Source organism: Pseudoalteromonas sp. 2CM37A, from assembly GCF_023161885.1.
Taxonomy (GTDB): Bacteria; Pseudomonadota; Gammaproteobacteria; order Enterobacterales; family Alteromonadaceae; genus Pseudoalteromonas; species Pseudoalteromonas atlantica.
The window spans coordinates 699,677-711,754 of record NZ_JALNTJ010000002.1; the positions used below are offsets into that span (position 1 = coordinate 699,677).

Sequence of the window (12,078 nt, forward strand, 5' to 3'; positions counted from 1 at the left end):
ACACCGCTTTTTAATTTTGCATAATTATTCAATTTTGGGTTATGTGAACAGCACTAAAATATAAGAATAACAAGGTAAATTGATTTAATGATCGACATTCACGCAGGCAAAACCGCAGCAAAAATTATTAACGAGCAGGGCTTTAAACCCGAGTTATTTACCTCTTTTTTAGGGGCAAGTGGTGGGCCTAAATGGTTTACATTATTTGGCTTAGACAAATATATTTTTGGTGAATTTTTTAAAAACCGAACTCAACCACTCAACTTAATTGGTTCATCTGCTGGCGCATTTCGGTCAGCCTGTTTTGCACAAAACGACCCCGTTGCTGCCATCGAGCGTTTAGCAAAATCGTATTCGCAAACGCGCTATTCTAGTAATAAACCAACACCTGCTGAAATTACACTAAAAGCCCGCGCATTATTAGATGATGTATTTGGGGAGCACGGCGTAACCGAAATTTTAAATAATCCTATTTTTAAAGCGCATTTTATAGTGGCTAAATCGAATGGGTTTATAGCCAGTGAAAATAAATTAATTCAGCTTTTAGGTTTATCAAAAAGTTACATGCTTAATCGGGTTAACCGAAAATTATTAGGCTCGCAGTACGAGCGATTTATTTTTGGCGCGCCAAACAGCAATTTATCTATAACCGACAGTTATAATTTTAAAACACAAAACATACCACTTAGCCAAACAAATTTAAAAGATGCCTTACTCGCATCAGGCTCTATACCCCTCGTTATGCAAGGCATAAAAAATATTGCAGGCTCGCCACCCGGTATTTATCGCGATGGCGGAATAATTGACTACCACTTTGATTTAAAAATTAATAACCCTGGCTTAATTTTATATCCGCATTTTAATAGCGAGCCAAAAGCAGGGTGGTTTGATAAAAATTTAAAACGTAAAGTAGCAGCACAAAATTACGATAACGTGGTGATGATAACCCCATCAAAAGAATTTATAGCCGGCTTACCTTACGGAAAAATTCCAGACAGAAACGACTTTACTGATCTCGATGCATACACACGCATTAAATATTGGAATACCGTTTTTAGTGAAACTGAAAAGTTGGCTGAAGCATTTGATAAGAGATTAATGATTAAATAAATGTATGCCTTAGAAATAACAATAAGTTAGGAGTGTTTGAAAGTAAAGGCAGATTCGATAGGGAAATAAATCCAATCTAATAAATAAAATTTTATAAAATAATCATTTTCAAAAAATAGTTTGAGCTTAATTTCATTGCTAATGTATTGCTCCACTAATATAGATAAGCGTCATAAGATATGGTGTAATTTTTAATTAAAAAAGCTAATTATTAGTACCTAAATAACTAGCTTTATTATTTATATAACGATTTGGTGAAATAAAATTTCACGGTTTCATTTCTATGAAAAAATTTTTAGTATCGACTAATTCATACCTATAAAAAATTTTATTCACTAAAATTTTTATCAAGTTTATTAACTAGAGAGCGAAAGTCATTAGTTAGAATTCCCTCTGAATTTGGAACTAAAACTATTGCTTGTGAAAAATATTTATCTTTAAGTAGTTCATCACCATTTTTTTCATGTAATAGTCCAATTCGGAAGTAAGTTAAAGCAAGGTTTAAGTTTGTTCCTTCAATTGAAAGTTCATCTGGGCCAATATACTTTAATAAACGAGCTAGTGAGTTTAATGCATATAAACCGGTGGCAGTATCATTAAACAAATAAGCTTTATGGGCTTCATTGATTTCATTTTTTAAATATGAAGATGTTGAGCTATTTGCAAACGCATTACTTATGGATAGGGTGAAAAATATGAAAAACATCAATATTTTGAAAGTAGTCACTTTTTATTCCTTTAAATAATTAACAGTATTAAAAATATACAACGTTGTAAAAGAATTTACAACTTATCAATCATGGCTCATAAATTACGTTATGTTAAATTGGTTGGTTTATAAGAAAGCGAGCGTGATTATACAAACCAGCCCGCTTTTAGGAGAGTAATTAGGTGTTAATTTAGCTCAGAATCTACCCAAAATTTAGTGCCTTTTAGTACTGCTTGAAGTGCAAGGCCATTTTCGGTTAAAGAATATACGGTAACTTGGTCGGCAATGGCTTCTGCAACCAGTGCTCCACCTTTATCTTCGTATTTTGCTGCTGCATCTGCGTTTCCGCCAAAGGCCCAACCGTGTTCAATAAATCTATTTACTGCCGCTTGGTTATGAAAAACCATAACAACGTTAAAATCTTTAACGCCTAAACCAAGCCCTAAACCGGCTTCACCCATATTCATGTAGGTTGATTTACCCGTTAAGTTATTTTTTACTACACCGTACCCGCCACCAAAACTAGCTAAAACGACATTTACGTTTGCGTTATCAAATACGGCGTAACCGGCAGAATTGGCAATTTGTTTTTTAACATCGGGTTTTTGTGCGTATAATTTGTCGAGGGTATTGTTTTTCATGCTTTGTACTAAAGCGCGTTTTTCGCTAGGTGAAGCACTACCTGTAGTAGCACAACCTGTTAGTAATACACTTATTGTAAGTAGGCCTAACACTATAAATTTTTTCATAAAACTTTCCTTAATAAGATTCATACCAGTACACAACAATGTTTAAATAAATACACTTTCACTATGTCCAATACTAGACAGTATCGGACTTTAACGTTAAGCTGTAAGTCTATTATTTTATTGAATATTTATACATTATGCTTGTTGCTTTAGTAGATACGTTAAAACAATTAAGATACCAAATTGCTCATCTTGACGACGGTACTCTAAACTCAGAATACCCAGAACTTGCATCCTTTATACAGCAAGTTGGCTTGACTGTAACTGAATCAAAGGACGATCTTAAATTTTTATACCAATTTTTATATGTGTACGGCCGAAAATCTGAGGCAACATTTAATCGTTTTCGTAATGAGCTTGAACGATTTTATTTGTGGTCTTGGCTAATTGCCGAAAAATCTGTATTTAGTTTAAAGCGCGAAGACATTGAAGCGTATGTTGATTTTATGGCTGAGCCAGATAAAAAATGGGCATCAACTTCGGTGCAATGGCGTTACAAAGATGAGCAAGGTATTCGTCGGTTAAATCAAAATTGGCGCCCTTTTATATTAAAAGAATCAATTGCGAGCCAGCAAACATTAGCGGCTATGTTTACTGCGCTAAATGTATTTTATAAGTTTTCTATTTTAGAAGAAAAAACGTTTGCTAACTTTGTGCCTGTAGTGAAAAAAAATAGCCCCTATTTAGTAGTTCAATCTCAAATTCAGATCCCAGACACTTTAAGTGACATACAATGGGAATATGTATTTGGCGTAACACGCGATTTATGTGAAAAAAAACCAGAGCTTGAACGTAACCTATTTACGCTCGCGTGCTTAAAAGGGCTATATTTACGTATATCAGAATTATCAGAGCGCCCGCAGTGGTCGCCAGTTATGTCGCACTTTTGGCAAGATAATGACGGATTTTGGTTTTTAAGAATTATGGGCAAAGGTAATAAGCTGCGAGATGTTACGTTAAGTGATGATTTTGTTGAGTATTTAAAACGTTACCGATTATACAGAGGGTTACCCGCCCTACCTCGCGTTGATGAATCTGAGCCATTGGTGCATAAAATTCGGGGCCAAGGTGGGATGACAGTTAGGCAAATTAGACGTTTAGTGCAGCAAAGTTTTGATTTAGCTCAGCAATCGTTACTTGATGACGGGTTTAAAGATGATGCAGAACAACTTGAAGCAGCCACTGCCCATTGGCTTCGCCACACGGGTGCAACACATGATGCGCAAACTCGACCGCTAAAACATTTATCGGAAGATTTAGGCCATTCTAAAATTGCGACAACCGATCAAATTTACATTCAAACAAATATTAAAGAGCGAGCAAAATCAGGCGTTAAAAGGAAAATTTAATGGAATACTTAGTAATAGCATTTATTGGTTTTTTATTTTTAGTTTATTCAATTTCAATAAGGCAGTTAGAGCGCACAGAAATAACAGGCCCTATGTTTTTTGTGATTGGCGGCATGTTTTTGGCGTTTTTACTTCCTAATGAAGGCGAAAAATTAAAAACAGGAATAGATTATTTATTACCACTGATAGAGCTAACGCTAAGTATATTTTTATTTTCTGATGCGGCTAAATCTAAGTTAGGTGTATTGAGGCATAGTTTTCAATACCCTAGCCTATTATTATTTGTTGCCCTACCCTTAACTTTATTGTGCGGTATTGGTGTTAGCTTATTTTTATTTGCAGAGTTGTCGTTAATTCAATCGGCACTGTTGGCAATTATACTTACACCAACCGATGCCGCTTTGAGTAAAGGGTTATTGCAAAGTACACAAGTCCCCGAAAAAATTAGAGAAGGTATAAATACCGAAAGCGGATTAAACGATGGCTTATGTGTACCCGTATTTTTAATATTTATTTTATTAGCTAAAAACCCTGACTCTGCTATTACTGCTTCACATACATTAGGTGTGTTTTCAAGAGAGCTTGGCTTAGCATTATTGATTGCTGGTTTTTCTATAGCGATATTTATTCCGGCATTAAATTTTGCAATGCAGCGCCATTACTTTGCAAAAAGCACCAGCCCATTTTTACTTTTAGGTTTTGCGATGGCGGTGTTTTCTATCACACAATATTTTCATGGCAGCGGTTTTATAGCGGTGTTTATTGCGGGTTTGTTATTTGATAAATTTTCTAAAACTGACATTCGCGCTGAGCTAATAGAGGATTCAGAGCACATTGCTGATTTTACATCTTTAATGATTTGGTGTTTATTTGGATTTGTTTGTGCGTATTTAGTAATTCCCAAATTAAATACAAATATAATTGTGTATGCCTTATTAAGCACTACATTAATTAGAATAATTCCGGTTATGTTATCGTTACAATTTACAGCACTTAATTGGAAGGAACGTTTTACTTTTGCATGGTTTGGTCCACGCGGTTTGGCCTCTATTGTTTTTACTTTAATGGTAATAGACACGCAAATAGAAAATAAATACGATATTGCCACTATTGCAATGACCACTATTTTATTTAGCGTGTTTATACATGGTATAAGTACAAAGCCAATTGCAGATAGCTTCGTTAAAAAATCTAAATAGCGTTTATAAAAATTAGCGAATTTATTGCTTTGGTATAAACACGTTTTTTAGCTTTAAAATAAATTACTTAACTAAGCGAATTGGTATTAATAAAAAAGGCGTAACTTATTTTTAAGTTACGCCTTTTTTATTTTTAACTTTTACTAGCTAAGTACCTGAGCGAGCAACTCTATTGGGTGCTTTGGTTTAAATTGCTCAAAACGTTTTACTTGGCTGCGACACGAAAAACCGGTAGATAAAAGTTGCTCTGGTTTATTTTTATCTACTATTGGTTTCCAACTCATTTCGTACAGTGCACGGGAATTTTCTAGGTTTTGTGCTTCATGGCCATAAGTACCGGCCATGCCACAACACCCGGTATTGGTTGTATTTAGGGTTAAACCAATATCAGTAAAAATTGTTTTCCATACACTTGCCGCTTTTGGTAAAGCGGTTGTTTCTGTACAGTGGCTCAATAATGTAAATTCAGTATCGGTTTTTTGTTTAGCCGATAGAGATTTAAACGATTGAGTTTGTAACCATTCATGGGCAAGTTGTACATGAAACTCGCCGCGATTATTTTCTAAAATGGTTTTGTATTCATCACGATAACACATAACTAACGATGCATCTAAACCAACCAAAGGCGAATTAATATCAGCGAGTTTATTTAAAAACTCTGCGCCATTTTTTGCGGTTACTTTAAACTCATGCAAAAACCCTTTTACGTGTTGGGCTTTACCATTAGGTTTAAACGGTAATAGCATCGGCTTTTTACCCAGCGCGGTGATAAGTGTTATAAAACTTTGCACTAACTCGGCTTCGTAAAAGCTGGTAAACGGGTCTTGCACTATTAGCACATAGTCATTTTGTTCATCGCTTGAAAGTGAATTTAATAGTTCAAAATTAAATTTATGTGCTTTTGCTACGCGCTTTTCAAGTGAAGGCACACTTAATTGGGGGGTATCTACATACCCTACTGTTTTTTTAATTAAACTACTTACTAAGTTTGTTTTAACAATTGGGTTGATCACGCGTGCAAATTTAGACATTACAGGCGCCGAACTTTCAATGTTAGCGACTAAATAATCTTTAAGTGGGCGCGCGTAATAACTGTGATAATAATTTAAAAAGCGTGCTCTAAAGGTAGGTACATCCACTTTAATTGGGCAAGATGTTGAACACGCTTTACACGCTAAACATTCATCCATTGACTCTTTTACTTCGTGAGAAAAATCGTAAACACCTTTGTTTTTTTCACGGCTATGAACAAAACGCTCCCACCAGGTAATAACTTCGCCTTTGTTAAGCTCTTTTTCTACTTCGAGCAAATCAACATTTTTAGACTCTTGAAGTCGTAACCATTCTCGCATTAATGTTGCGCGGCCTTTTGGCGAATGCCTGCGATCGCCGGTTACTTTATATGAAGGACACATGGGAGAATTTTCGTCGTAGTTAAAACAAATGCCGTTACCATTACAGGTCATTGCATTGTTAAAACTTGTTTTTACATCGATAGAAATTTGCTTATCGAAGTACGAACGTTTTTGCCCATCTACACTAACTAGTGAGTCCTCACTTTCTATAGGAGTACATATTTTCCCAGGGTTTATTCTGTTATTAGGGTCGAACGCTGTTTTTATTTTACGTAGTTGTTTAAATAAATGCTCGCCAAAAAACTCAGGGCCGTATTCACTTCGGTAACCTTTACCATGTTCGCCCCACATTAAGCCGCCGTATTTAGCGGTAAGTTTTACAACTTCGTCTGAAATTTTACGAAGCAGTTTTTCTTGTTCTGGGTCGCACATATCTAGCGCCGGGCGTACATGTAAAACACCCGCGTCAACATGGCCGAACATACCGTATTGTAAATTATGGCTATCGAGTAATGCTCTAAATTCTACAATGTAGTCGGCTAAGTTTTCTGGCGGTACGGCGGTATCTTCAGCAAAGGCCAATGGCTTTTGGCTGCCTTTAACATTACCGAGTAACCCGACAGATTTTTTACGCATTGCATAAATTTTTAAAATGTCACTTTTACTGCTGGTTAATTGATAGCCAATGACACCATTGGTTTGATTTGCTACGCACTCGTCTAATAATGTACAAAGTGTGTTTACTTTGTCTTTTATATCTTCAGGTGATACTGCATTAAACTCAACCATGTTGAGTCCTTGCATATCTTTATTTGGTACATCGGTTATTAAGTCCGATACTGAATGCCAAATAATATCTTCGCGAGCCAGGTTTAATACTTTGCTATCGACTGTTTCTACCGATGTTGCACGCGCATCAACTAAAAAGGGAGAGTGGCGAAGTGCCGAATCAAAACTGTCGTATTTAATATTTATCAGTGTTTTAAATTCGGCTATGGGAGTTAAGTTTAATTTAGCTTCAGTAACTATACCTAGTGAGCCTTCTGATCCGGTAATTAGCCTACTCATATCAAAAGTTTGTAAGTCATCACTTAGCACATGCTCTAGGTCGTAGCCGGTTAAAAAGCGATTTAAGCGTGGAAATTTTTCTAAAATTGCTTGGCGTTCATTTAAAGAAATTTCCAATACTGTTTTGTAAAGGCTACCGATTAATGATTCTTGTTCGGCTATTACTTTAGCTTTTTCTATGTCTATTGGTGATGTCACCATTGGGCTGCCATCGACTAAATAGGTAGTAAGTCCTAAAACATGGTCGCTGGTTTTACCGTATACTAATGAACCTTGACCTGATGCATCTGTACTGATCATTCCGCCAATGGTTGCTCGGTTACTGGTTGATAAGTCGGGTGAGAAGAAAAAGCCGTACGGTTTTAAAAAGTCGTTTAATTGATCTTTAATTACACCTGTTTGTACTCTAACCCAACCTTCCTCAACGTTAATTTCGAGTATTTCGCGCATGTAGCGAGACAAATCAACCACTATTCCTGGTGTGAGTGATTGCCCATTAGTACCTGTACCACCACCACGAGGGCCAAAAGTAAGCGACAAAAATGGGTCGCGAGATGCTGTTTGCAATGCCAGTTGAATGTCTTTTTCGGTTTTAGGAAAAATAACACCTTGTGGGATTTGCTGATAAATACTGTTATCGGTAGAGGCGGTTAAACGTGTTGCATAGCTTGCATCGGTGTCTCCACTAAATCCCTGATTTTTAAGTGTACTTAAGTAGTTTGCGACAAGCTCGGTCGCTGCATCTTGCTGTGTAATTGTTGCTATCATGACGGCGATAATTTAAGGCATTTGTGTAATTATATCATGGTGATGGCTAATAGAAATTGAAGATTTTACAGTTTGTAACACTCTTTTTATCGTAATTTGAGGTTCTGTATTTATAATCAAGTTAAACCAATGTGTAGAGGTTTATATGAAAAAATTACTATTACAGATCATAGGCGTGTTGTTTATTTTTCTGGGGTTGTTTTTCTCTCTGGTGCCAGGCCCCTCCCTGATATTTTTTATGGCGGGGTTACTGTGCTTTTCTTTTTACTACCCAAAAGCGAGGCACTATTTAAAGCTTTGCCAAAAAGCCTTAACTAAATCGTGTAATTATTTAGATAAAAAATTAGCACGCTAAATTATGCCACATACAAAAATGCCAGCTTAATAGCTGGCATTTTTATTTGTTACGGGTACTGATGATTATTTAGCAAGTTTGTCTGCTAGGTATAACCATGTTTCTAGTACTGTATCTGGATTTAGTGAAACAGAATCAATGCCCTGCTCTACTAACCATGCTGCAAAGTCTTCATGATCTGAAGGACCTTGACCACAAATACCTACATACTTGCCCTTTTCTTTAGCGGTTTTAATTGCCATAGAAAGTAGCTTTTTAATCGCAGGATTACGCTCATCAAATAAATGTGCGATTAGGCCTGAGTCACGGTCAAGACCAAGTGTTAGCTGAGTTAAATCGTTAGAGCCGATAGAAAAACCATCGAACATCTCTAAAAATTCATCGGCAAGTAATGCATTTGAAGGAAGCTCGCACATCATGATAACTTTTAGACCATTTTCACCACGTTTAAGGCCATGCTCTTCTAGTAATTCGATAACACGTTTACCCTCTTCAAGGGTACGTACGAACGGGATCATGATTTCAATGTTGGTCATACCCATGGTGTTTCTTACGCGTTTAATTGCTTCACACTCAAGGGCAAAACAATCACGGAAGTCTTCAGAGATATAACGTGCAGCACCACGAAAACCAATCATAGGGTTTTCTTCTTCAGGTTCGTACTGCTCTCCACCTACTAAGTTTGCATATTCGTTTGATTTAAAATCAGACATACGCACAATTACACGCTCTGGTGCAAAGGCACAGCCTAGCGTTGAAATACCTTCTACTAATTTAGAGATATAAAACTCTACCGGCGATTCGTATCCGGCAATAATGTCGGTAATTTCAGCTTGTAACGCAGGTGATTGTGCATCAAAATTTAATAGCGCTTTAGGGTGAACACCAATCATGCGGTTTATTACAAATTCAACACGTGCAAGGCCAACACCTGCATGTGGTAAACGTGCAAAGTCAAACGCGCGGTCTGGATTACCTACGTTCATCATCACTTTCATTGGTAGTTCTGGCATTTTATCAACGCGCGACGTCAGTATTTCAAAATCTAAAATACCTTCGTAGATGTAACCTGTATCGCCTTCAGCACATGATACCGTTACTTCTTGGCCTGCTTTAATTAAATCGGTTGCGTTACCACAGCCAACTACCGCAGGAATGCCGAGTTCACGGGCAATAATTGCTGCGTGACACGTACGCCCACCACGGTTTGTAACAATAGCCGCGGCGCGCTTCATGATAGGTTCCCAATCTGGGTCAGTCATGTCGGTAACTAAAATGTCGCCTTCTTGTACTTGGTCCATTTCTTTAATTGAATCAAGTACACGAACAACACCACTACCAATTTTATGACCAATTGCGCGGCCTTCAGCAATGACATTGCTTGTGCCATTTAATTGAAAACGCTCCATAATATTGGCATCTTCGTTTGAGCGAACGGTTTCTGGGCGCGCTTGTACTATGTACAATTTGCCATCGTTTCCGTCTTTTGCCCATTCGATATCCATAGGACGACCGTAGTGCTTTTCGATTATTACAGCTTGTTTTGCAAGTTCTTGCACTTCTTCATCTGTAATTGAAAATTTGTTTGAAAGGCTTGGCTCTACGTCAACAATTTCTACTTGTTTGCCGTGTGCCTCATCTGTTGAGTAAATCATTTGAATGGCTTTTGAGCCAATATTACGACGTACTACTGATGGCAACCCTTTTTGTAATGTTGGTTTATGAACATAAAATTCATCAGGGTTTACTGCGCCCTGTACAACCATTTCACCTAAACCGTAGCTTGAAGTAACAAATACAACATCTTCAAAACCAGATTCTGTATCAATACTAAACATAACGCCTGATGCTGATTTATCTGAACGTACCATACGCTGAATACCAGCAGATAGTGCAACACCACGGTGATCGTAACCTTGGTGAACACGGTACGATATGGCGCGGTCGTTAAATAAAGAAGCAAATACGTGTTTAATAGCGACCATTACTGAGTCTATACCACGAACGTTAAGGAAGGTTTCTTGTTGGCCTGCGAATGATGCATCTGGCATATCTTCAGCGGTGGCTGATGAGCGTACTGCAAATGATACATCGGCTGATGTATCGCCATGAAGTTGGCTGTATGCGTCGCGAATGGCTTGGTCTAGGTTAGGTTGGAATGGGGTATCGATAATCCATTGGCGGATATCGGCACCGACTTTAGCGAGTGTATTTACATCATCAACATCAAGCGTATCTAAAATGTCGTGAATTTTTGCATTGAGTCCAGATTGCTCTAAAAACTCATTGAAAGCGTCGGCTGTAGTGGCAAAACCACCCGGAACCTGTACACCTGCGTTAGCGAGGTTTGAAATCATTTCACCCAGTGAGGCATTTTTGCCGCCAACACGAGGAACATCTTGCATACCAAGCTCTTGATACCAGAGAACGTATTCTTGCACGGGTCTTTCTCCAAAAAACAAATTGTAGTTGTAACTGTGAGAGTTAAGAAAGAAAACCTTTTATAAAGGTCACCTTCATTCTACACTGGCATTAGACCTCACGTAAACCGTGAGTAAGCCATTTTAGGGATTAAACGTAATAAAAAGGTTAACTATGAGAACTGCTTTTTATATATCAGACGGCACTGCTATTACCTCCGAAGTGTTTGGTCACGCGACTTTGTCGTTGTTTCCGGTTGAATTTAATCATAAAACTATTCCTTTTGTAGAAACAGAAGAAAAAGCAAATGAAATTAAAGCGTTAATAAACGCAACTGCTGCAAAAGAAGGTGAGAAGCCATTTGTATTCTTTACCTTCGTAAATCACAACTTAAGTGAAATTATTAAATCGGCCGATGCAATCGCGTATGATTTTTTGTCTACTTACAGTGAAAAAATAGAAAAAGAGCTTAATGTTGCGCCAGTGCCAAAAATGCATCGTACCCACTCTATTCATGAAAAAAGTTATGACTTTAGAATAGATGCGGTTAACTATGCCCTTATGAATGATGATGGCGGAAATATTAAAAACTTTTCTGAAGCCGATATTATTTTAGTAGGTGTTAGCAGAAGCGGTAAAACACCAACAAGCTTGTACTTAGCTCTACAGTACGGCATTAAGGCTGCAAATTACCCAATAACTGAAGACGACTTAGAGAGTGAGGGACTACCTAAATGTTTACTCCCTTACAAACATAAGTTATTTGGGTTAACTATTGACCCTGAGCGTTTGGCTGCAATTAGACACCGCCGTATGGCAAATTCTAAATACGCATCAATAAGACAATGCCGAATTGAAGTGCGTGAAGTTGAAATGCTTTATAAGCGACATAAAATTGCATACTTTAATTCTACCCATCATTCTGTAGAAGAAATATCTGCAAAAATCTTAATAGACAGTAACCTCGAGCGACGTAAGTACTAACCAACTAATTT

General features: G+C 37.3%; 9 protein-coding genes. 5 read left to right on the forward strand and 4 right to left on the reverse strand.

Annotated elements, in window-relative coordinates:
- Positions 1 to 87: 87 nt before the first annotated feature.
- On the forward strand, positions 88 to 1,110 hold the full coding sequence (locus MTF68_RS06810) for a patatin-like phospholipase family protein (protein WP_248462061.1): 1,023 nt from the start codon (positions 88 to 90) through the stop codon (positions 1,108 to 1,110).
- Between the two features lie 328 nt (positions 1,111 to 1,438).
- Here the strand turns inward: MTF68_RS06810 and MTF68_RS06815 are convergent, their stop codons facing one another.
- Positions 1,439 to 1,837: a hypothetical protein gene (locus tag MTF68_RS06815; RefSeq protein ID WP_248462062.1), complete on the reverse strand. Its 399-nt coding sequence runs from the start codon at positions 1,835 to 1,837 to the stop codon at positions 1,439 to 1,441.
- A gap of 167 nt (positions 1,838 to 2,004) precedes the next feature.
- The gene (locus MTF68_RS06820) at positions 2,005 to 2,568 is read right to left on the reverse strand and encodes a YSC84-related protein (protein ID WP_055019010.1); all 564 of its coding nucleotides are present in this window, start codon (positions 2,566 to 2,568) and stop codon (positions 2,005 to 2,007) included.
- A 137-nt stretch (positions 2,569 to 2,705) separates the two neighbouring features.
- Between MTF68_RS06820 and MTF68_RS06825 the strand changes: the two genes are divergently transcribed.
- Entirely contained in the window at positions 2,706 to 3,917 is a 1,212-nt protein-coding gene (locus MTF68_RS06825; protein WP_054981980.1) for a tyrosine-type recombinase/integrase, read from the forward strand.
- Complete coding sequence (locus tag MTF68_RS06830) at positions 3,917 to 5,116, forward strand: cation:proton antiporter (protein ID WP_004586308.1); 1,200 nt, start codon at positions 3,917 to 3,919, stop codon at positions 5,114 to 5,116. The genes MTF68_RS06825 and MTF68_RS06830 overlap by 1 nt, the downstream gene beginning before the upstream one ends.
- 143 nt (positions 5,117 to 5,259) lie before the next feature.
- Here the strand turns inward: MTF68_RS06830 and MTF68_RS06835 are convergent, their stop codons facing one another.
- Positions 5,260 to 8,307 (reverse strand): FAD-binding and (Fe-S)-binding domain-containing protein, encoded by a 3,048-nt coding sequence (locus tag MTF68_RS06835; RefSeq protein ID WP_248462063.1) that lies wholly within the window; start codon positions 8,305 to 8,307, stop codon positions 5,260 to 5,262.
- A 145-nt stretch (positions 8,308 to 8,452) separates the two neighbouring features.
- Here MTF68_RS06835 and MTF68_RS06840 point away from each other — a divergent pair, with 145 nt between their 5' ends.
- Positions 8,453 to 8,662: a TMEM134 family protein gene (locus tag MTF68_RS06840; protein WP_248462064.1), complete on the forward strand. Its 210-nt coding sequence runs from the start codon at positions 8,453 to 8,455 to the stop codon at positions 8,660 to 8,662.
- A 65-nt stretch (positions 8,663 to 8,727) separates the two neighbouring features.
- Here the strand turns inward: MTF68_RS06840 and ppsA are convergent, their stop codons facing one another.
- A complete protein-coding gene (ppsA, locus tag MTF68_RS06845) occupies positions 8,728 to 11,103 on the reverse strand; it encodes a phosphoenolpyruvate synthase (protein WP_054981983.1) in 2,376 nt (791 codons plus the stop codon).
- Positions 11,104 to 11,257: 154 nt separating this feature from the next.
- On the opposite strand from ppsA, the gene MTF68_RS06850 reads away from it, so the two are divergent.
- A complete protein-coding gene (locus MTF68_RS06850; protein WP_004586305.1) occupies positions 11,258 to 12,067 on the forward strand; it encodes a pyruvate, water dikinase regulatory protein in 810 nt (269 codons plus the stop codon).
- The last annotated feature ends 11 nt before the right edge of the window (positions 12,068 to 12,078 follow it).